A 21,527-nucleotide genomic window follows, 5' to 3' on the forward strand; every position below is an offset into this window, starting at 1 on the left:
CTCATGCCTCCAGGTTCAGCAAAATTTGCCCGGGCGCTGTTTGCTGCCCGAGTTCCACCGCGATGCTGGCAATGACCGCATCACGTGTCGCACAAATCGCATGTTCGAGTTTCATCGATTCAATCACCAGCAAGGTGTCGCCGCGTTTGACCGGCGCACCCGCCACGGCCTGGATGCCTATCACCTTGCCGTTAAACGGCGCCCTCAACTCCTTCGCCTGGCTGGCCGCTGCCGTGCCGGCGGCTGGCGCCAGGCTGGCATCACCCAGCCACAAGTCCGCCATACCGGCCTGCACATGCCAGCGCCCATCGGCCACCTGAACCGCCTGCACCGCCCGGCTGCATCCATCCACGGTGACCCATAGCTCATGCTCGGCGACACGCTGGCAGCCCGCCTGATGGGTCTGTTCTCCCAGGGTCACGGCCAGCAAGCCCTGCCCGGTTTCCGTGAGGCTCAAGGCCAAAACTTCTGCGTGGTGCAGCACCCGCAGTGGTTTTGCAAACGGCGGCGGCAAGCTATCCGCGGCACCGCTGCTGGTGCCAAAGTGTTGGGCGATGGCGGCCGGCAACAATACCTGTGCCTGCTGCTCTTTCAGGGTCTGCCGAATGGCTTCGCCGTGTTCGGTCAGAAACGGGATCAGCGCCTGGCCGGCACGAAACACCGGATGCGCCAGGCAAGCGGCCAGAAAGGCGCGATTGGTCGGCAGGCCCAGGATCTGCGTGCTGGCCAGCGCGGCGATCAAGGACTCTATCGCCTGCGCCCGACTCGCACCGTGAACAATCAGCTTTCCCAGCATCGAGTCGTAAAACGGCGTGACCTCCAAACCGTTCTGCAAGGCATGGTCAAAACGAGCCTCTGAAGGTGCCCGAAAATGCAGAACCCGCCCGCTGTGTGGGGAGAAATTTTCGTCCTCGGCACACAGTCGCACCTCGATGGCGTGGCCGCGTAAGAGCACTTCGTCCTGGCGCAGCGGCAAGGCCTGCCCCTGCGCCACCAGCAACTGCCACTCCACCAGGTCCAGCCCGGTGAGGGCTTCGGTGACGGGATGCTCGACCTGCAAGCGTGTGTTCATTTCCATGAGGTAAAAAGCCCCCACGCTTGCCACTTCGTGTGCTGCGCGAGGCCCTGCAGGCCGCCGCTCGCCAGAGGCTTCGCTTCTGTCGCCTGTCCAAACCTGCTCAAGCAGGTTTGGAGCCGCAGGCTCCAGCCCCTCGGGGGCGCTGCGCCTGCTGCCCGGCAAAGCCGGTTCCGCGGCCCCGGCTGGTGGACAGGGCGCTTCCACTAAAAACTCCACCGTGCCCGCCCCCACATAGCCCGCAGCCTGCGCCAGCGCCACCGCGCAGGCGCCCATGCGTTCGCGCAGTTCAGGGCTCACGGCCGGGCTGGGCGACTCTTCAATCAGTTTCTGGTGGCGGCGTTGCACAGAACAATCACGTTCACCCAGGTGAATGCAATGGCCATGGGCATCGGCAAACACCTGCACCTCGACATGGCGCGGCGCCAGCAAGGCGCGCTCCAGCAACAACTCACCATTGCCAAAGGACGACAAGGCTTCGGAACGCGCGCTGTGCAAAGCGGCCTGCAACTGGCTCGCGTCCAGGACCAGACGCATGCCGCGCCCGCCGCCGCCTGCCGTGGCCTTGACCATCAGCGGGTAACCCAGCTTGTGGGCCTCTGCCATCAAGCCTTCATCGGATTGGTCCGGCCCCTGGTAACCCGGCAGGCAAGGCACGTGTTGCTGCAAGGCCAGCTGTTTGGCGCTGGCCTTGTTGCCCAGTGCACGAATCGCGGCCGGTGGCGGCCCGACCCAGACCAGCCCGGCGTCGAGCACGGCTTGCGCAAACTCGGCGTTTTCGCTCAAAAAACCATAACCCGGGTGCACCGCATCCGCACCGCTGGCCTGGGCTGCGACCAACAGTTTGTCTATGCGCAAATACGAGTCCGCCGACAAGGTGCCGCCCAGCGCCACCGCCATGCTGGCTTCCCGCACATGCAAGCTCTGCGCATCGGCGTCGGAATACACCGCCACCGTCTCCATCCCCAGGCGATGCGCGGTGCGTAGGATGCGGCGGCTGATCTCGCCACGGTTGGCGATCAGCAATCGGCGTATGGGTTTATTCGTCATGCCGCCCACCCCGGCGCACGTTTGCCGGCAAACGCCGCCAGGCCTTCCGCGGCCTCGGCACTGCGCAGATTCGCTGCAAATTTGATAGCTGCTTGCGCAGTGAATTCGTGGGATTCAGCCTGATTTAGCATGGATAGCAGGTGTTTGGTGTGGGCCACGGCACCAGGCGCGGCCAGTCGCAGCACACGCAGACGTTGCGCCACTGCCGCGTCCACATCATCAACCACCTCGTCCACCAGCCCCAAGGCCAGGGCCTGGGTCGCGGAAAGTTTTTGTCCCGACAACATCATCTGCCGCGCCGCCCTGTCGCCCAGGCGGCGATGTACAAAAGGGGCGATCTGCGCCGGCACCACGCCCAGGGTCACCTCCGGCGTGGCAAACACGGCCGAAGGTGCGGCCAGCACAAAGTCACCGCAACACACCAGCCCCAAGCCACCACCCATGGCTGAGCCCTGCACAGCCACCAGCAGGATTTGCGGCAACGCGCACAGCGCATGGAGCAAGGTGCCGAAACCGGCGTTCATGGCAATCAGGGGATCGGTCTGGCCCGCCGGCAAGGGCTGGCCAATCGACTTGGCAAAACCGCCCAGGCTGCCGCCAGCGCAGAAAGAGCCGCCGCTGCCCTGCAACACCACAAAACGCAAGCTCGTGTCGGCGGCCGCCCGTTCGCAGGCTTGCATCAAGGCGTCCACGAGGTCTTCCGACAATGCGTTGCGCGTGGCCGGGTCCTGGAGCGTCCAGTGTTCGGTCTCGCCGGCGCGGCTGATCTGCAGCTTGTGACTCATGGCTGTCAGCCCTCAAGCTGCAGGCTTCTTGCCACTTTTGGCAAGGCCCATGGTTTTGGCGATGATGCCCATCATCACTTCGTCAGCACCCCCGCCTATGGAGGCGAGCCGGCCGTCGCGGAACATGCGGGCGACCTTGTTTTCCCAGGTGTACCCCATGCCGCCCCAGAACTGCAGACAGGTATCTGGCACCAGGCGGTTCAGGCGGCCGGCCTTGAGTTTGGCCATGGAGGCCAGCTCCATCACGTCCTGGCCTTGCAGATACAGCTCGCAGGCGCGGTAGGTCATGGCACGCAGGCTTTCGACCTCGGTTTTCATCTCGGCCAGCTTAAACTGCACCCACTGCTGGTCGGCCAAGGTGGCGCCGAAAATTTTGCGCTCCTGCGCCCAGGCCACCGTCCACTCGATGCAGTTGCTCAGCGACTGGATGCAACTGGCCGCACACCAGAGACGTTCTTCCTGGAACTGCATCATCTGGTAGACAAAACCTGAGCCTTCGGCACCGATGCGGTAACGCTGCGGCACCCGCACCTCGTCAAAATAAATCAGGCCGGTGTCGCTGGCGTTCATGCCGATTTTTTTGATCTTTTTGGCTTTTTCAATGCCCTTGCTGTCCATGGGCACCATCACCAGGCTTTTGTTTTTGTGCTGCGGGCCGTCGCCGGTGTTGACCAGCATACACATCCAGTCGGCCTGCAGGCTGTTGGTGATCCACATCTTCTGGCCGGTGATCACATAGTCGTCACCATCCTTGCGCGCATGGCTCTTGATGGCCGCCACATCGCTGCCGGCACCGGGTTCGCTCACGCCGATACAGCCCACGACATCGCCGGCAATCGCCGGGGCCAGAAACTCGCGTTTGAGTTCGTCGCTGCCAAAACGCGCCAGCGCCGGTGTACACATGTCGGTCTGCACCCCAATCGCCATCGGAATGCCGCCGCAGTCGATGTGACCCAGCGCCTCGGCCATGGCCACGCCGTAGGAATAATCCAGGCCCGCGCCGCCGTATTCTTCGGGTTTGGTCAGGCCCAGCAGACCCAGCTTGCCCAGCTTCTTGAAAACCTCGTGTGCCGGAAAAATCTCGGCCGCTTCCCATTCGTCCACATGCGGGTTGATCTCGGCGTCTATGAAACGTTTGAGGGTTTTCTGGATTTCGAGATGTTCATGGGTGTATTGCATTCTTGTCTCCTTGGGTTTATCCGATCCGGCCTCAGCGTCGTCTCACATACGTGCCACGCCAAACTGCATGGGCCTGAGCTGCCGCGCCGCCGCCTCCGCACACATCGCCAGGCATTGCGCGAGCACGGCCCGGGTATCGCGCGGGTCGATGACGCCGTCGTCGAGCAACAGGCCCGAGGTGTAAAAGGCGTCGGCCTGCGCCTCGAACACGTTGACGATCTTGTCGAACTGCGCCTGCGACTGCGCCGCATCCACCGCCATGCCTTTACGCAGCATCGCCGCCTCGGTGACGATTTGCATGGTGCGGGCCGCCTGCTCGCCGCCCATCACCGCGGTTTTGGCGCTGGGCCAACTGAACAAAAAATGCGGCGCATAACCGCGCCCACACATGCCGTAATTGCCGGCGCCAAACGAGGCACCGCACTGAATGGTGATTTGCGGCACGGTGGCGTTGGTCACGGCCTGGATCATCTTGGAACCGTGTTTGATCATGCCGCCTTGCTCGCTGTCCTTGCCCACCATATAACCCGTGGTGTTTTGCAGGTAGACGATGGGCTGGCCGAGCTGGCAGCAGCGCTGGATGAAATGCGTGGCCTTGTTGGCGCCAGCCACATCAATCGGCCCGTTGTTGCTGATGATGCCAATCGCCTGGCCGTTGATCTCGGCCTGCACACACAGCGTGGCCGCGCCGTACAAGGGTTTGAACTCCAGCAGGTCCGAATCGTCCACCAGGCGGGCGATCACTTCGCGCATCTCCACCGGCTGGCGCAAGTCCTTGTCCATCAGGCCCAGCAACTCGTCGGCGTTGAAGCGCGGGGGCCGCACTGCTTTCGCTCCCGAATTCATAGCTGATTGCAACCACCCCATACGGGCTACGACCTCTTTTGCCATAGAAATGGCATGGCGATCGTCTTCCGCCAGGTGTTCCCCCAGGCCGGAGAGCGTGGCATGCATCTCGGCGCCACCCAGCTCTTCTTCGGTGGCGACCTCGCCGGTGGCGGCCATCAGCAGGGGCGGGCCGGCCAGAAAGGCGCGCGAACGGCCACGCACCAGAATCACCACGTCGCTAAGCCCCGGCATGTAGGCGCCGCCGGCCGTGCCCGAGCCGTGTTGCACGGTCAGCACCGGAATACCCGCGCTTGAGAGCCGCGCCAGGTTGCGGAACAAGGCGCCGCCATGCACAAAACCTTCGACCCGGTAACGCATCAGGTTGGCGCCGGCGCTTTCGACCAGGTGGATAAAGGGCAACTTGTTCTGCAGCGCAATCTCCTGCACGCGCAGGATTTTGTCCAGGCCCATGGGCTGGATGGCGCCGGCGTCTATGCCCGAATCGCTGGCCACCACCATGCAGCGCACCCCTTCGACAAAACCAATGCCCGCGACAACGCCGCCGCCGGGCACGGAATGGGCCGGGTCTTTGTGGTCCTGCATAAAACCGGCGAGTGCACAGATCGGCAAATACGGTGTCCCCGGATCAAGCAGCAAGGCAACACGTTCACGCGGCAACAACTGGCCGCGTCTGTCGAACACCGGTTTGGACTTGGCCGAGGCCTGCGCCGCGCGTTCTTCCAGCGCCCGCAAGGCCTCAATGCGTAGCAACATGGCCTCGCGTCGCTGCGTCGCCACCGTACCTTGCGCATTCCAGGCCGACTGAAAGATGGTCATGACTGAAACACTTTCGGCGTGCTGGCCAGATGAAACCCGTCAAACGGTCTCACCGCATCACGCTGCGCGGCCTGGGCATCGGGCAGGCGCATGGGCCAGCCCATACGTACCTGCGGCCTTGCCCCGTCCACCCGCAAGGTGGTGCCGCTGATGAAGCTGGCCGCCGGGCTCAGCAAAAACACAATCGCCGCCGAGGTCTCGGCCTCGGTGCCGAAACGGCCCAGCGGCACCGTCTTGCGCATCTCGCGCAACATCTCGCCGGCCTCGGGCGGGTAATGGTCCATGCCGCTGGATGCGATATAACCCGGCGCCACCGCGTTGACCCGCACGCCGCTGTGCGCCCACTCGGCGGCCGCGGTTTCAGTCAGACTCACCATGCCGGCCCGCGCCGCACCGCTGTGGCCCATGCTGGGCATGGAGCCCCAGATATCGGCCACGATGTTGACGATGCTTCCGCCCTGCTGCGCCATGGACTGCAGATAACATTCACGCGCCATCAAAAAGCCGCCGGTCAGGTTGGTGTTGATCACGGCTTCCCAACCTTTGGCGCTGATACTTTCCAGCGGCGTGATGTATTGGCCGCCGGCGTTGTTAACCAGGCCGTCGATGCGGCCATGCGCCAGCACAATGGCTGCCACCGTGGTTTGCACCGCCTCTTCCTGACGGATATCGCAAGGATGAAAGCTGACCCGGCCGCCGGCGGCCACAATTTCACCGGCCACATCGTGCAGCTTGGCCAGCTTGCGTCCGATCAGCACCACATGTGCGCCCAGCGCGGCCAACTCATGCGCGGTACAACGGCCAATGCCGGAGCCGCCGCCGGTCACCACCATCACCTTGCCGGCCAGGAGGCCGGGAATAAACACCGAGCGGTAACTCATACTGGGGCCTTTCTTCTTGCCTTGACCGGCATATCGCCGATAAACAGCGCCATGGCCGCATCGGCCAGTTCGTCCAGCGATGCGCCTTTTTTGGCGTCAAACCATTGCACCGACCAGTTCAGCGCACCAAACATCAGCAGGCGCGCCAGCTTCACCGGGGCCTGCAAACGCCCCTGGTCACTCAAGGCCTGGAACACGGGCTCCCAGACCGATTCGTAGTCGCTTTGCAGCTTGGCCAGCGCAGCCCGCTGCTTGGCCGTGATGGAACGCGACTCGTACAACATCACGGGAATAAAATCGCTGCCCGGCCCCAGCAACACATCAAAATGGTTGCGGATCAAGACACGCAGCAAAGCCGCCGCATCGGGCGCAGCTGGCGCCGCGGCCTCCAGCGCCGCCGTCTGCCGCACGATGGCCGAACGCATGCCCTCGTCCATCACGGCATACAGCAGCGCGCCCTTGCTTTTGAAGTGGTAAAACGGCGAGCCGCTGTGCATGCCGACCGCGGCCGCAATGTCGCGTGTGCTGGTTGCGTCAAAACCTTTGCGGTGAAACAGCCGGGCCGCGGCATTGAGCAGTTCGACCCGGCGGTTGCCGTCGTCACGTTCATCCAGGGTTTTACGCGGACGGCCGCGTGGCCGCTTTTCGACGACAACGGCAGTCGTGGGCTCGGTTTCAGGGGCGGCTACAGCGCGTACGGTAGAGCGCTTGCGCACAGTGGGTTTGTCCATGGAAACAGACCATAACAAAACCTCTTATTTTTAGCAAGCAGGTGCTTTGTAAAAATGAATCCATCAAGCCGCACTTAATGGCCGCCACGATGCGCGACCACGATGACGATGGGCAGCAACAGCTCCGGAATCAGGTAGCCCAGCCAGACGGCCGCGGGCTCTGGCAAACCAACTTTGCTGATGGACACCAGCCGGCCGACACCGGCCAGAAAAACACCCAGCGCCAGCAGATAAACCAGTATTCCCTGCTGCCGGATCGTGACGGCAGCCCACAGGCTGATCAACCCCGTGGAGAAATACACACCGGCCATGAAGCGATGCACGTTGTCCAGCCGGGGGGAGGTGTCGGGTTGACCGAGATACATCTGCAGCGCGCCACCAAACATGGCGATGGCGGCAACCAGGAACAGGCAAATCCGGACGACAAGCTGGCTGGCAAGCAGCGGCACTTCTGGTGTCATGGTCGATTCCTTGTAGATAAGCTGAATTGATTTATCCCGCCAAGCGCTCAAGAACACGGTCCACGGCCATACCCGCCGCGCAAGCGCGTTCATCGTCGCCACTATAGGCCTCAAATCCCCAACCGTCACCTGCACGGGGGCGCCGGTTTTTTTCGCGGCCAGGGCCGGCGCGGCAGCGGCGTCACACAGATGGCACCAACTCTTTACATAAAGCCCTCTGGTCTTCGTACAAGAGACACCTGGCAGGCCGACCATGAAGGCCTACCTACCACCGGAGTCACTCCATGAAATCGAAAACCATTGTTTGCGCCATCACCGTGGCATCCCTGGGATTCGGCTCGTTGTCCTTCGCGCAGGGCTTTGACCAACGCGGCCCGGGCGCCCAGCCCTCACGCGCCGAACAGCAAGGTCCCATGCAACAGCGTTATGGCCGTGATGCCGGCCCGCGCCATGTCGACCAGCGCGATATGCGCAATGACAGGCGCTTCGACACACGCGGCTCACAGTTCCACCGTGGCGACCGCATCCCGACGGAGTACCGCAACCGCCAGCACGCCATGAACAACTGGCACGCACAACAGCTGAATGCGCCGGCACGCGGCCAGCAGTGGGTGCAGGTGGGGACGGACTACGCGCTGATCGCCATCGCCACCGGCGTGATTACGCAACTGGTGCTGGGCCGCTAAGTCCGGCGTGATGCTGGAGGGCCGGAGGGATCCACCCTCCGGTCGCTCTTCTTTTAATAGCTGTTCACGCCCATGACATAAGGGCTAGCGCCTGTTTTTCCTTAAAAATTCATCAGGATGCCTTTGGGCGACGGAAAACCCGCCAGCGGGAGGCCAGACCCCTACCTTCCTCGCGTAACACGGCAACAGTCAACATCCCTGACGACTATGCAAGGCCGCACATAGCTCGCCAATACGGATTGCGACGACCTCGAACTGCCGCCTACGATGCCGGTTGGAGGATGAAACGATTGCAAACCTATCCAAGGAGCCTGGGCATGTTTTTTCAAGCGGTTGTTCAAGCATGTCGCGCCTCTTGATGGCCACCCTTGTGGGCCTGGGCATGAGCACCGCCATGGCGCAGACCAGCGTGCCGGTCCACGCCGCGGGCAGCCTGCGCGCACCGCTGACGGAAGTGGCGCGGGTTTTTGAAGCCACGCGGCCGGGTACAAAAATTGTTCTGGTGTTTGAGGCCTCCGGCCTGTTGCGCGACCGGATTGCCGGCGGCGAGGCCTCCGAGGTGTTTGCCTCGGCCAACATGGACCACCCGCGCGCCCTGGCCAACACCGGCGCCTGGCGCGAGGTGCGGGCTTTCGCGCGCAACGCGCTGTGCGCGCTGGCGCCCACGCGCCTGGGCCTCACGCCGGACAGCCTGGTCAAGACCATGCTTGATCCGAACATCAAGCTCGGCACCTCCACCCCCAAGGCAGACTCATCGGTCGACTATGCGTTTGAGATGTTTGCGCGTGTAGGCCGCAGTGCCTAGGCCCCGCCCGGCGCCCAGGCCCGCCTGGAAAGCAAGGCCCTGCAACTCACAGGCGGGCCGGATTCGCCCGCGCCGCCGGCCGATCGCAATGTCTACGGCATGCTGGTCGCCAGCGGCCAGGCCGATGTGTTTATCACCTATTGCACCAACGCCGTGATTGCGCTGGCCGAGCAGCCCGGCTTGCAGGCCGTGGACGTGCCGGCCGCCATCAACGTCAGCGCCGACTATGGGCTGACCGTGCGCCTGGACGCTTCGGAAGCGGCGCAGGCTTTTGCCGACTACCTGCTCTCGCCTGCCGGTCAGGCGGTGTTGCAGCGTCACGGCTTTCGCCAGCCAGATCAAGCGCCTGTTTAGCCGATCATTGCCTGCGCTCGCGCCAGCAGAAAATCCCGCTCGCGCACATTGTTGGCCAGCGATGCGGCACGTTCAAACTCCGCGCGCGCCTCGTCCTGGCGCCCCAGCTTGGCGAGCAAATCGCCGCGCACACTGGGCAACCACTGGTAGTTTTGCAGCGCCTTGTCCTCACGCAGCGTGTCAATGATCTCCAGGCCGGCGGCCGGCCCAAAGGCCATGCTGATGGCCACCGCACGGTTGAGCTCCACCACCGGTGAAGGCGACATCTGCGCCAGCGCGTCGTACAAGGCGGCAATGCCTGGCCAGTCGGTGTCGGCGGCCACGCGTGCACGCGCATGGCAGGCCGCGATGGCGGCTTGTAGCGCGTAAGGGCCCAACGCCTTGCCCTGTGCAGCTTCCAAGGTTTCAGCACGCCCCAGCGCCGCCAGGCCACGCCGGATCAGAAAAGGGTCCCAGCGTGTGCGGTCCTGCTCGAGCAACAGCACAGGCCGGCCCGCCGCATCGGTACGTGCGGCCGTGCGCGAAGCCTGCAACTCCATCAGCGCCACCAGGCCGTGCACTTCGGCCTCCTGGGACGCCAATTCCGCCAACATGCGGCCCAGGCGCAAAGCCTCCTCGGTCAGCGCCGGACGCATCCAGTCTTCACCGGCGGTGGCGGTGTAACCTTCGTTGAACACCAGGTAAACCACTTCGAGCACCGAGGCCAGGCGTTCGGCCAGGGCATCGCCACGCGGCACCTCAAACGGCACCTTGGCCTCCGTCAAGCTGCGTTTGGCGCGTACGATGCGTTGCGCAACAGTCGGCTCGGCCACCAGAAAGGCCCGGGCAATTTCATGCGTGCTCAAGCCGCCCAACAGCTTCAGGGTCAGCGCCACCCGCGCCTCCGTGGACAAGACCGGGTGGCAGGCGGTGAAAATCAGCCGCAGCAAGTCATCGCCGATGTCGTCGGCCCGTGCGGCGTCCAGGCCATCGACAAAGTCCGGCACGACCAAGGCCTCCTGCGCCTCCAGGTCATGGCCGATTTGCGCCAGCTTGGCGTCCAGCACCTTGTTGCGGCGCAAGCGGTCCAGCGCGCGGTTTTTGGCGGTGGCCATCAACCAGGCGCCGGGATTGTCCGGCACACCGGCCGTGGGCCAATGTTCCAGGGCTGCCACCAGGGCGTCCTGCGCCAGTTCTTCGGCCAGCCCGATGTCGCGCACCATACGTGCAACAGCGGCCACAATTTTTGCGGACTCGATGCGCCAGACCGCGGCAATCGCCTGATGGGTGGAGGAATGCATCCGGCGAGTGTCCCAGAATCAGGCCGGCAACATCAAGCCTGCGGCGGCGCGGCGTTGGGGTCCATCCACAACACCTCCCAGACATGGCCGTCCAGATCGGTGAAGCCGTGGCTGTACATGAAGCCGTGGTCTTGCGTGGCATTGGGCGCGGTGCCGCCGGCCGCCAGCGCCTTCTTCACCATCTCGTCGACCTCGGCGCGGCTGTCACACGAGATGGCAATCAACACCTCGGTGGTTTGGGTGGCATCGGCGATTTTTTTCTTGGTAAAACCCTGGAAAAAGGGCTCGACCAGCAACATCACGTAATTGTGGTTCTCGCTGATCACCATGCAGGCGCCCTGCTCGTTGGTGAACTGCGGGTTGAAGGCAAACCCCAGGCTTTTGAAAAAGGCCTGGCTGCGGGCCATGTGTTTGATGGGCAGGTTGATGAAAACTTGACGGCTCATGGTGTGTCCTTGGAATGGGTTGGGGTGGTGATAAAAACGTTGGCGACGCGGGGCTTTTCGGCTCGCGACTTCACTTCTGGCTGGGGGTATTCATCTCGCGGAAGCGATCCACCGAGGCGCTGGGGGTGAAGTCGTCCAGCTCGTAGAGTTGCCGCACCTCGATCACCGCCGGCGCGTCTTCCCCCACGGGGTTGGGAAAACGGCGTGACCACTCCAGCGCCTCGTCACGTGAACGCACCTGGATGGTGGTGAAGCCGGCGATCAGCTCCTTGCTTTCGGCAAAAGGGCCGTCGATGACGGTGCGTTTTTGCCCGTCGTAATGGATGCGCCAGCCTTTGCGGCTGGGCTGCAGCCCGCTGGCGTCCAGCAACACACCGGCTTGGGACAACTGCTCGTGGTAGTCGGCCATGGCGGCCATCAGTTTTTCGTCGGGTGTTTGCGGGGTGGTCTCGGCCTCGAACTCGGGCGTGGACTTGACGATGATCATGAATCGCATGGCAAGACTCCTTCGTGGGTTGGAAGTACCGAGAAATCTCGGCTTCTACCTCCACGACGAACCAAGGCCCGCGAAATCGACTCTATTTAGCCAGGGAAAACCCTAGTCATCCAAAATTAACCCGCGCCCACCGCTTCCTCGTAACACGGGCCCAGCGAACGCACCTCAATGGTGGCCCACTCCGCCGCCGGGCATTCCCTGGCGATGGCCACGGCTTCCTCGCGGGTGGTGCAGTTGATCAGAAAAAAGCCGCCCACCATTTCCTTGGCTTCGGCAAACGGACCGTCCAGCACTTGGGCTTGCCCGCCACGCACCTGGATGCGCGCCGCAGCGGCCTGGGAACCCAGGGACTCCGAGGCCAGGTACAAGCCGCGCGTTTTCAGCTCATCGCCAAAACGCACCATGCGGGCGTACACCGCCTGACCTTCGGTTTCGCCGCGAGTACGCCTTTGCCCGGTGGGCTCATGAATCAACAACATATAAGCCATGTTTGCAGCCTCAATCCACAAAAAAGTCGGGGATGAATTTTGTCGTGCCCGGTGTCACCGAATATTTGTCGAGCTCGGTCACGCCGTGCGCGGCCAGCAATTCGTCGTCGATGTAAAAGTTGCCGGTGTTGAAGTCCGGGCTGCTCAAAATCAGATACGCCGCGTCGGACAATATCTCCGGCTTGCGGCACAACTTCAGGTCCACGCCGGGAATCATCTGCAGCGCCGCCGTGGCAATCGCGGTGCGTGGCCACAGGCTGTTGACGGCAATACCGTAGCCCTGGAACTCGCCGGCATGACCCAGGGTACACATGCTCATGCCGTATTTGGCCATGGTGTAAGCCGTGTGCGGCGCAAACCAGTGTGTCTTCATGGACAAGGGCGGCGACATCGTCAGCACCTGCGGCTGGCGCCCGGCCTGCGCGGATTTTTTCAGCTCGGGCAGGCAGGCCTGGGTGCACAAATAGGTGCCGCGTGCATTGATGCCGTTCATCAGGTCATAACGCTTCATCGGCGTGTGTTCGGTGTCGGTCAGGCTGATGGCGCTGGCGTTGTTGACCAGGATATCTATGCCGCCAAACGTTTCCACCGCTTTCGCCACCGCGGCCAGCACCGCGTCTTCGTCGCGAATATCCACGGCCAGCGGCAAGGCCTGGCCGCCGGCGGCTTTCACCGCCTCGGCCGCGCTGTAAATCGTGCCCGGCAGCTTGGGGTTGGGGTCTGTGGTTTTGGCAAGGATGACGATGTTGGCGCCGTCCGCCGCCGCACGGGTGGCGATGGCCAGGCCAATGCCGCGCGAGGCCCCGGTGATGAACAGGGTTTTGCCCTTGAGACTGTTGGCTGGATTCATGAGGCCTCCGAGTTGCTACCAAATAAATAGCTGCTTGCGCCCGTCCGCTATGGGCCAGGTGCCTTTTTTGTTCTTAAAGCTTGGAAAAATCGGGCTTGCGCTTGGCCATGAAGGCACCAAAAGCCTCACGTGCCGCCGGCTCCTTGAGCATGCGGCCAAAACTCGCGCCCTCTTCCACCATGCGTTCGGCGACGATGGCGGCCTGGCCTTTTTTCATCAGGCGTTTGGTTTCCATCAAGGCGCTCAGCGGTTTGGCCGCGAGTTTTTGCGCCTGCCTGTGGGCCAGCGCATTGGCCTCCGAAGGCGGCACAATGCGGTTGATCAGCCCCATCTCCAGCGCCACCTCGGCCATGAAAGGCTCGCCCAGCAACAAGGCTTCGGCCGCGCGCGCATACCCCATCAGTTGCGGCGCCAGGAAGCTGGACGCGGCTTCGGGGCACAGGCCCAGATTCACAAAAGGCATGGAAAACGCGGCGTTGTCACCGGCATAGACCAGGTCGCAATGCAGCAACAAGGTGGTACCAATGCCGACGGCCGGGCCACACACCGCGGCCACCAGCGGTTTGGGGAAAGTGCTGATGCCGCGCAAAAAGCGGAACACCGGCGACTCGCTGGTGGACGCGGGGCCGTTCAAAAAATCGCCAATGTCGTTGCCGGCGGAAAAAATGCTTTCATGGCCCTGGATCACCACGGCGCGCACGCTGGCGTCGGCGCTGGCGGCTTGCAGCGCATCGGCCATGGCGGCGTACATGGCCGCGGTGATGGAGTTTTTTTTCTCGACCCGGTTCAGGGTGATGGTCATCACGCCGGTTTCGGTGTGGGTCAAAACGTCTTTAAAAGGCTCGCTCATGGAAATTCCTGAAGTGCTGAAGTGGAGAGGTGTGGGGTGGGTCGCGGCGCGTAGAGATCAGGCGATGAGTGCTTCGCGCACAAAGTCCAGCCTGTCCTGGCCCCAGTACATTTTCTCACCGACAAACAGCGTCGGTGCGCCAAAAATGCCGCGCGCCACCGCCGCTTCCGTGTCTGCGCGCAATTGTTCTTTCACGGCCGGATCCGTGGCCAGCGCCACCAGGTCGGACGCATGGATGCCGGCTGCCGCGAGCACGCCAGCCAGGGTGGCTGGATCACCCATGTTGGCGGCATGGATCCACATCGCTTCGAACATCGCTTTCACGTAGGTTTCGAAACGCGGATCGCCACACATCTGCAGGCCGGTGGCAATACGCATCAGCGTGATGGTGTTGATTGGGAAAAACGGGTTGTGTTTGAAAGCCACTTGGTAACGCTGCGCAAAGCGGCCCAGGTCTTCCAGCAGGTAGCTGCCCTTGAGCGGCACAGAAATCGGCGCGCGGTTGCCGGTGGCCTGAAAAATACCACCCAGCAACACCGGTTTGTAGATCAGCCGGGCGCCGGTGTCGGCGCAGAGTTGCGGCAGTTGCGTCCAGGCCAGGTAGGCAGCCGGGCTGCCGAAGTCAAAATAGAAATCAACGGTTTTGACCATGGCGTTCTTTCAGAAAAATAACTTGCTAAAACTTTTCCGACCACGGCCGCAGGTCCATCTCATGGGTCCAGGCGTCGCGTGGCTGCTGGTGCAACATCCAGTAGGTGTCGGCGATGTGTTCGGGATTCAGGATGCCGTCCTGCGCCTTCAAAGCATAACGCTCGGGAAAATTGTCGCGGATAAAGGCCGTGTCAATCGCGCCATCCACCACCACATGCGCCACATGCAGGCCACGTGGCCCCAGCTCGCGTGCCATGCTCTGGGCCAGCGCACGCAAGGCCATTTTGGCCCCCGAAAAGGCGGCGAAGTTGGCGCCGCCGCGCATGGACGCGGTCGCCCCGGTGAACACAATCGTGCCGCGCCCGCGCTGCACCATGCGTTTGGCGACTTCACGGCCGTTGAGAAAACCGCTCATGCAAGCCATCTCCCATATCTTGAAATATTTGCGCGCGGTTTCTTCGAGGATGCTGCTGGGTGCGTTGGCGCCTATGTTGAAAACCAGCACCTCGATGGGCGCGATCTTGCTTTCGATGTTCTCGATCAGCGCGATCACTTCGTCTTCCTGGCGCGCATCCGACGCGAAGCCGTGGGCCGTGCCGCCTTCGGCGCGTATCTGTTCCAGCAAGGGCTGCAGTTTTTCGAGGCTGCGGCGCGTGACACAGGCGGTATAACCTTCACGCGCAAAACGCCGGGCAATCGCACCACCGGTGGCGTCACCCGCACCTATGACCAGGGCTACGCCTTTCATGACATCGCCCTTTCGGTCCGCAACGACACATCACGGCGAAACATGGAGGCCAGCGACCGCCGCGCAAGGCCGCCCCAAGCAAGGCCAGCCCCCTCGGGGGGCAGCGCAGTAAGCGTAGCAACAAGCGTGGGGGGCCATATTCATACACGAAGTGACAAGCATGGAGGCCATATCATTACTCTTTGTAATAAACGATCTGGTTGGTCGTTACCAGCAGGGTACCGCTTTCAGTCCACAACTGCGCAGTCTGGTCAAAAAATCCATGGCGAAAAGCCTGGGCCCTGGCCTGCCCCAGCAGGAAACCCTCGCCACATTCGGCCAGTTGCCCGCTGTCGGCATGGAAATGCACCGTCATGGACACCGTGCCCACCGGCACATGTTTGGCGCGGCGCAACCACACACGGGGGAAAAACACATCGGACAAGGCCGCCAACGAGGAAAAATCGAGGGGGCGTGGCGGGTTGTCGCGCACCCAAAGTTGGCTCAGGCTGTCGGTGCCGCTGCCGTCCCAGACGCGCGGGATCATGCCTGACAGAGGCCGCATCTCGTAACGCTTGATCCACTCGACGCCGCCGCCCGGAAAGGCCATTTTTTCGGCCGCCACCGGCGGTGTCACGGCCGGCATGGGCGTGTCATTGACACCCCAGGTCTGGCGCCGCGCCGCGGTCACGGCCGTCGCCGTCATGACAACGCTGTCCGCGCCAGCGGCATCAGGTTGGGTCAGGGACACGGTCCAGTGCTGGGTCGAACGGTTGGTGCGCACCGGCGTGGCCAGCACGGTGAAAGCGCCGGGGCCCAAGGCCGCCGCGTAATTGACGGTCAGCGCAATCGGCTCGCCGAGCCGGTCCGGGTGTTGCATCACGGCCTGCATGGCGGTGGCGGCAGTGGTGCCGCCAAAAGGGCCGACCATGTTCCAGTAGTCCGGGCTGCTGGCGCCGGCAAAACGGCCGGGCACGGCGGCGTCCAGCGGGGTGAGTGAAACAGCAGTGTCAAAGGGATGAGGCGTCATGGCTCAAGTATGCCGTTCTTGAATGTTTCAGACAGTCGTGCCGGGGACGCTGCTTACCGGGAGCACCACACCAACGCCGCCATGCCCCCGCGCAGCCACCCTCCCCCAAGGCGTAGCGAGCAGGATGAGATGCAAGGCGGACGGAGCGGAGCAACCGGAACGTACTTCAGGTACGTGAGGATGGGGAGCACCGGACCAACGCCGCAGATCGCCCGCGCAGCAGTCCCGCCCGTAGGGCGTAGCGAGCGGACCTCAGGCAAGGCGGACGGAGCGGAGCAACCGGAACGTACTTCAGGTACGTGAGGATTGAGAGCCCCGGACCAACGCCGCATGAGGTTCGCGCAGTAGCCCTACACCCGCTCGAAGATGCCGGCGGCGCCCTGCCCCATGCCTACACACATGGTGACCATGCCGTACTTCAGCTGATGGCGCTGCAAGGCATGGATCACGGTCGCGGCACGGATCGCACCGGTGGCACCCAGCGGATGGCCTAAGGCAATCGCACCGCCCATCGGGTTCACTTTCGCAGCGTTCAAACCCAGGGTGTTGATCACGGCCAGCGACTGGGCGGCAAAAGCTTCGTTCAGTTCGTACCAGTCGATGTCGTCCTGCTGCAAACCGGCATAACGCAAGGCGGCAGGAATCGCTTCGATCGGGCCTATGCCCATGATGTGTGGCGGCACGCCTTTGGCGGCGTAACTCACAAAACGCGCGAGTGGTTTCAAGCCGTGTTCCTTGACCGCTTTTTCGCTGGCCAGGATCAAGGCGCCGGCACCGTCCGAGGTTTGTGAGCTGTTGCCGGCCGTGACCGAACCACGCGCCGCAAACACCGTCTTGAGTTTGGCCAAACCTTCGAGCGAGGTGTCCAGGCGCGGGCCTTCGTCCAGGCTCACGGTACGGGTCTTGGCGATCACGTCGCCGCTGTCCAGATCGGGCGAACGGTCGGTGACTTCCACCGGCGTGATCTCGGCCGTGAACTCACCGGCCTGCTGCGCCTTGATGGCTTTCTGGTGCGACTCGAGTGCAAACTGGTCTTGTGCCTCGCGCGAGACTTTCCACTGCTGCGCGACTTTTTCGGCCGTCAGGCCCATGCCGTAGGCAATGCCTATGTTGTCGTCATTGGCAAACATGGCCGGCGACAGCGAAGGTGAATTGCCCGACATGGGCACCATGCTCATGCTTTCGGTACCGGCGGCGATCATCACGTCGGCTTCACCGACACGGATGCGGTCGGCCGCCATCTGGATCGCCGACAAACCCGAGGCGCAAAAACGGTTGACGGTGATGCCGCCCACACTGGTCGGCAGGCCGGCCAGCACCGCGCCTATACGCGCGATGTTCAGGCCCTGCGGGCCTTCGGGAATCGCGCAGCCGCAGATGATGTCTTCGATGACTTTGGGGTCCAGCGTGGGCACCTGGGCCAGCGCCGCCTGCAAGGCGCGCACCAGCAGGTCGTCGGGACGGGTGTTGCGGAAAAAGCCGCGGTGCGAGCGCCCTATGGGCGTGCGCGTGGCGGCAACGATGTAGGCTTCCTGGACTTGTTTGGCCATGGTGTTTTTCCTTTGATGCTTCAATTTTTCCGGGGGGCGGCTGGAATCCAGGCCCACACAAATTCACATTCGACCGGGTGGATGCCGGCCTCGTCGGTCACCACAACAGCCACATTGACTTCACCCTTGTCGCTGGCCAACATGGCGGCGCGCTGTTCGTCGCTCAAGGTGGCCACGGCCCGCAAACCACCGGTGGCGCGTTTTTTGAACGCCATCTTCAGTTCCTTGGCCAGCGGGATGCAGTCGTCGCGCACATTCATGCCGACCACCATGCCGGTGGCGGTTTCGGCCAGCAGGTTCATGGCCGAGGCGTGCACACCACCGATGTGGTTCTGCACCTTTTTTTCGTTCTTGATGCCGATTTCGACCAGGTTGTTGCTCATCTGCAAAAAATCCAGCCCGGCCGTGCCGGTGAAAGGCACGGCGCGGCGCAGGATCACGCCGCGAAACCAGGGCCGCGCAAAAGCCGGCACTTCATGGAGACGCTCCAGTTGCCGTTCCAGGCGATTCGGCTTGTGGTCGCTCATGGCGGATTGATCAGCCATCAGTTACGCACCGGTTTGCCGGTGCTCATCATGCCCATGATGCGTTCCTGCGTTTTTGGGTGCTCCAGCAGCGAACAGAAAGCCTTGCGCTCCAAGGTCATCAGATATTCTTCTGTCACCAGCGAGCCGGCATCCACGTCACCGCCGCAAACCACATTGGCGATCAGACTGGCAATGTGGAAGTCGTGGGCGCTGATAAAACCGCCGTCGCGCATATTCACCAGTTGGCCCTTGATGGTGGCCAGGCCGCTGCGGCCGACCACCGCAAATGGCCGCTTGTGGGGTGCGCGGTAGCCGGAATTGAACAGGGCACGCGCTTCGTTGAGCGCCACATACAACAACTCGTCCTTGTTCGGCACAATCACGTCGCTGTCCAGCAGGTAACCGATCTTGCGGCTTTCAATCGCGCTGGTGCCGACCTTGGCCATGGCGGCCGCGGTGAACCCTTCGGTCAGGAAAGGCAGGATGTCCTTGTTGGTGGACGTGGCCGCGTTTTCCGCCGCACGGCGCGCGATATAGGCCAAGCCGCCGGCGCCTGGCACCAGGCCCACACCAACTTCCACCAGGCCGATGTAACTTTCCATGGCCGCCACGCGTTTGGCCGAATACACCGCCATCTCGCAGCCGCCGCCCAGGGCCAGGCCACGGATCGCCGACACCACGGGCACGGCCGCGTAACGCAGCTTGAGCATGACGTTTTGCAGCTCGGCCTCCACGCCTTCAATCATCTTGGCGCCGCCCATCATGAAGGCGGGCAACATGGCCTGCAGGTCGGCGCCGGCCGAGAACATCTCGTCGTTGGACCAGATCACCAGACCCTTGTAACTTTTCTCGGCCAGCTCCACCGCCAGCGCCAGGCCTTCGGCCACATCGGGGCTGATGGCGTGCATCTTGGTCTTGATGCTGGCGATCACGACGTCGGCCTGTTCACCGTCCAGCGTCCAGAGGCGAATCGCGTCGTCTTCGTGCAGCGTGGTGCCGGCCGTTTCGAAGGCCGGCGCATTGGCGCCCAGCACGTTTTCGGGGAAAAACTGGCGCTCGTAGACCGGCAACTGGCGGCGCGGGATGAACTTGTTGGCCGACGCACTCCAGGAGCCTTCTGCCGTGTGCACACCGCCGGCGGCGACCACAGCACCCTTGAAGACCCAGTCCGGCAGCGGCGCCTTGCTGAGTGCCTTGCCGGCATCAATGTCTTCCTTGATCCAGTTGGCCACCTGCAGCCAGCCCGCCTCTTGCCACAACTCGAACGGGCCTTGTTTGGCGCCAAAGCCCCAACGCATGGCGAAGTCGATGTCGCGCGCGGTTTCGGCAATGCTCGCCAGGTGCACGGCGGCATAGTGGAACTGGTCGCGCAAAATCGCCCAGAGAAAACGCGGCTCCGCGCCTTCGGCTTCACGCAGCAGTTTCAGGCGTTCGCCGGCTGGCTTTTTCAGCATGCGGCCGACCACTTCGTTGGCCTTGGCGCCGGCGGTCACGTACTCCATGCTGTCGGGGTCCAGGCGCAGGATGTCGCGGCCGACTTTTTTGTAAAAACCCGCGCCGGTTTTTTGACCCAGGCTTTTGGACTCAAGCAATTTGGCCAGCACCGGCGGCGTGCCGTAGATGTCCGAAAACGGGTCTTCGACCTTGCCGCTGCCCACGGGGCCAAGGTTGTCCTGCAAGGTCTTGATCACGTGGGCCATGGTGTCCAGGCCCACCACGTCGGCGGTGCGGAAGGTGCCCGAGCTGGCGCGACCCAGCTTTTTGCCGGTCAGATCATCGACCACGTCGTAGCTCAGGCCAAAGGTTTCGGCTTCCTTGATGGTCGCCAGCATGCCGGCAATACCGACGCGGTTGGCGATGAAGTTGGGCGTGTCATGCGCGCGTATCACGCCTTTGCCCAGGCCACTGGTGACAAAGGCTTCGAGGTCGTCCAGCACCTTAGGCTCGGTGGTCGGTGTGTTGATCAGCTCGACCAGCGTCATGTAACGCGGTGGGTTGAAAAAGTGGATGCCGCAAAAACGCGGCTTGATGGATTCGGGCAAAGCCTCGCTCAAGGTCGTGATGGACAGGCCCGAGGTGTTGCTGGCCACGATGGCGTTTTCAGAGACAAAAGGCGCGATCTTGTGGTACAGATCGGTCTTCCAGTCCATGCGTTCGGCAATCGCCTCGATGATCAGGTCGCACTCTCTCAAGACCTCCATGTGTTCTTCGTAATTGGCCTGCTGGATCAGCGCCGCATCTTCCGGCACACCCAGCGGCGCGGGCTTGAGTTTTTTCAGGCCTTCCACGGCCTTGATGACGATGCCGTTTTTCGGACCTTCCTTGGCGGGCAGGTCGAACAGCACCACAGGCACCTTGAGGTTGACCAGATGGGCGGCGATTTGCGCCCCCATCACACCGGCGCCGAGCACGGCGACTTTTTTGACTTGGAAACGTGACATGGGTTTCTCTTTTCTGTTCACCGCCGGGGCCAGGCCCCGACGCTGTTTGAATGAAAGGTTTACTGAATGCGTACCCAGGTCTGGGTTCGCCCGAAGGGGCCGAAGGAGCCGCGGACCTCAAGCTTCGCGCCACCGTCGACAGGTGTTAAACGCAGGCTGTAATTTCTGCCGTTGTCGGGGTCCAGGATTTTCCCGTCTTCCCACACGTCCTTGCCTTCTGCTTTTTTGGCGCCGCGTATGACTTCCAGCCCCAGCTTGGGTTTGCCCTGGCGGTCATCCGTACAGGCGACACACAAGGGTTCGGAACTGGTCACCAAGGCTTTTTCAATCACTCCGCTGAGCACACCCTGGCTGTCCGTCTTGATGCGGATTTCTGCCTTGGCCTGGCCGGTCTTGTCGTCGATGTTGCGCCACAGGCCGACCGGCGTCATCTGGGCCAGCACCGGGAGCGCCAAAAATAAGATAGCTCCTGAAATAATAGCTAATCGTGCATGTTTCATAAGGGCTCCCGGGCTAAAA

21 protein-coding genes and 1 pseudogene are annotated in these 21,527 nt (G+C 62.7%); 2 read left to right on the forward strand and 20 right to left on the reverse strand.

The features are described from left to right. Position 1 precedes the first annotated feature (1 nt). From ACHMXK_RS18250 to ACHMXK_RS18280, 7 genes are all read right to left on the reverse strand, one after another. The gene (locus ACHMXK_RS18250; RefSeq protein ID WP_397442558.1) at positions 2-2,110 is read right to left on the reverse strand and encodes an acetyl/propionyl/methylcrotonyl-CoA carboxylase subunit alpha; all 2,109 of its coding nucleotides are present in this window, start codon (positions 2,108-2,110) and stop codon (positions 2-4) included. An 11-nt stretch (positions 2,111-2,121) separates the two neighbouring features. Beyond that, the gene (locus tag ACHMXK_RS18255; protein WP_397441932.1) at positions 2,122-2,910 is read right to left on the reverse strand and encodes an enoyl-CoA hydratase/isomerase family protein; all 789 of its coding nucleotides are present in this window, start codon (positions 2,908-2,910) and stop codon (positions 2,122-2,124) included. 12 nt (positions 2,911-2,922) lie between these two features. Continuing rightward, complete coding sequence (locus ACHMXK_RS18260; RefSeq protein WP_397441933.1) at positions 2,923-4,089, reverse strand: acyl-CoA dehydrogenase family protein; 1,167 nt, start codon at positions 4,087-4,089, stop codon at positions 2,923-2,925. 42 nt (positions 4,090-4,131) lie between these two features. Beyond that, a complete protein-coding gene (locus ACHMXK_RS18265; protein ID WP_397441934.1) occupies positions 4,132-5,754 on the reverse strand; it encodes an acyl-CoA carboxylase subunit beta in 1,623 nt (540 codons plus the stop codon). Further along, the gene (locus ACHMXK_RS18270; RefSeq protein ID WP_397441935.1) at positions 5,751-6,635 is read right to left on the reverse strand and encodes an SDR family oxidoreductase; all 885 of its coding nucleotides are present in this window, start codon (positions 6,633-6,635) and stop codon (positions 5,751-5,753) included. The genes ACHMXK_RS18265 and ACHMXK_RS18270 overlap by 4 nt, the downstream gene beginning before the upstream one ends. Continuing rightward, a complete protein-coding gene (locus ACHMXK_RS18275) occupies positions 6,632-7,366 on the reverse strand; it encodes a TetR family transcriptional regulator (RefSeq protein WP_397441936.1) in 735 nt (244 codons plus the stop codon). The genes ACHMXK_RS18270 and ACHMXK_RS18275 overlap by 4 nt, the downstream gene beginning before the upstream one ends. A gap of 74 nt (positions 7,367-7,440) precedes the next feature. Continuing rightward, on the reverse strand, positions 7,441-8,082 hold the full coding sequence (locus ACHMXK_RS18280; protein ID WP_397441937.1) for a DUF4345 domain-containing protein: 642 nt from the start codon (positions 8,080-8,082) through the stop codon (positions 7,441-7,443). A 29-nt stretch (positions 8,083-8,111) separates the two neighbouring features. Between ACHMXK_RS18280 and ACHMXK_RS18285 the strand changes: the two genes are divergently transcribed. Beyond that, on the forward strand, positions 8,112-8,513 hold the full coding sequence (locus ACHMXK_RS18285; protein WP_397441938.1) for an RcnB family protein: 402 nt from the start codon (positions 8,112-8,114) through the stop codon (positions 8,511-8,513). A gap of 394 nt (positions 8,514-8,907) precedes the next feature. Then, positions 8,908-9,672: pseudogene (locus ACHMXK_RS18290) on the forward strand (molybdate ABC transporter substrate-binding protein). Here ACHMXK_RS18290 and ACHMXK_RS18295 read toward each other — a convergent pair. The 13 genes from ACHMXK_RS18295 to ACHMXK_RS18355 all read right to left on the reverse strand — a co-directional run bounded on the left by ACHMXK_RS18295 (position 9,669) and on the right by ACHMXK_RS18355 (position 21,508). After that, a complete protein-coding gene (locus ACHMXK_RS18295) occupies positions 9,669-10,952 on the reverse strand; it encodes an RNA polymerase sigma factor (protein WP_397441939.1) in 1,284 nt (427 codons plus the stop codon). The pseudogene ACHMXK_RS18290 and the gene ACHMXK_RS18295 sit on opposite strands and share 4 nt — an antisense overlap. A 32-nt stretch (positions 10,953-10,984) precedes the next feature. Continuing rightward, positions 10,985-11,398 (reverse strand): VOC family protein, encoded by a 414-nt coding sequence (locus tag ACHMXK_RS18300; RefSeq protein ID WP_397441940.1) that lies wholly within the window; start codon positions 11,396-11,398, stop codon positions 10,985-10,987. Between the two features lie 70 nt (positions 11,399-11,468). Next, a complete protein-coding gene (locus tag ACHMXK_RS18305; protein WP_397441941.1) occupies positions 11,469-11,894 on the reverse strand; it encodes a YciI family protein in 426 nt (141 codons plus the stop codon). A gap of 116 nt (positions 11,895-12,010) precedes the next feature. Next, on the reverse strand, positions 12,011-12,382 hold the full coding sequence (locus tag ACHMXK_RS18310) for a YciI family protein (RefSeq protein WP_397441943.1): 372 nt from the start codon (positions 12,380-12,382) through the stop codon (positions 12,011-12,013). Between the two features lie 10 nt (positions 12,383-12,392). Further along, a complete protein-coding gene (locus tag ACHMXK_RS18315) occupies positions 12,393-13,232 on the reverse strand; it encodes an SDR family oxidoreductase (RefSeq protein WP_397441944.1) in 840 nt (279 codons plus the stop codon). A 73-nt stretch (positions 13,233-13,305) separates the two neighbouring features. Then, complete coding sequence (locus tag ACHMXK_RS18320; protein WP_397441945.1) at positions 13,306-14,082, reverse strand: enoyl-CoA hydratase; 777 nt, start codon at positions 14,080-14,082, stop codon at positions 13,306-13,308. A 57-nt stretch (positions 14,083-14,139) separates the two neighbouring features. Then, positions 14,140-14,733 (reverse strand): 2-hydroxychromene-2-carboxylate isomerase, encoded by a 594-nt coding sequence (locus ACHMXK_RS18325; protein ID WP_397441946.1) that lies wholly within the window; start codon positions 14,731-14,733, stop codon positions 14,140-14,142. A gap of 25 nt (positions 14,734-14,758) precedes the next feature. Continuing rightward, positions 14,759-15,481, reverse strand: a complete 723-nt coding sequence (locus ACHMXK_RS18330) for an SDR family oxidoreductase (protein WP_397441947.1) — start codon at positions 15,479-15,481, stop codon at positions 14,759-14,761. Between the two features lie 175 nt (positions 15,482-15,656). Continuing rightward, entirely contained in the window at positions 15,657-16,490 is an 834-nt protein-coding gene (locus tag ACHMXK_RS18335) for an acyl-CoA thioesterase (RefSeq protein ID WP_397441948.1), read from the reverse strand. Positions 16,491-16,840: 350 nt separating this feature from the next. Continuing rightward, positions 16,841-18,040 carry an acetyl-CoA C-acyltransferase gene (locus tag ACHMXK_RS18340; protein WP_397441949.1) on the reverse strand — a complete coding sequence of 400 codons (1,200 nt, stop codon included), beginning with the start codon at positions 18,038-18,040 and terminating at the stop codon, positions 16,841-16,843. A 20-nt stretch (positions 18,041-18,060) separates the two neighbouring features. Then, entirely contained in the window at positions 18,061-18,567 is a 507-nt protein-coding gene (locus tag ACHMXK_RS18345; RefSeq protein ID WP_397442559.1) for a DUF4442 domain-containing protein, read from the reverse strand. Between the two features lie 17 nt (positions 18,568-18,584). Further along, positions 18,585-21,008, reverse strand: coding sequence for a 3-hydroxyacyl-CoA dehydrogenase/enoyl-CoA hydratase family protein (locus tag ACHMXK_RS18350; RefSeq protein ID WP_397441950.1), 2,424 nt, complete (start codon positions 21,006-21,008; stop codon positions 18,585-18,587). A gap of 59 nt (positions 21,009-21,067) precedes the next feature. Next, the gene (locus ACHMXK_RS18355; protein WP_397441951.1) at positions 21,068-21,508 is read right to left on the reverse strand and encodes a DUF2147 domain-containing protein; all 441 of its coding nucleotides are present in this window, start codon (positions 21,506-21,508) and stop codon (positions 21,068-21,070) included. Between the last annotated feature and the right edge of the window lie 19 nt (positions 21,509-21,527).

Source organism: Polaromonas sp. UC242_47, from assembly GCF_044452385.1.
Taxonomy (GTDB): domain Bacteria; phylum Pseudomonadota; class Gammaproteobacteria; order Burkholderiales; family Burkholderiaceae_C; genus Polaromonas.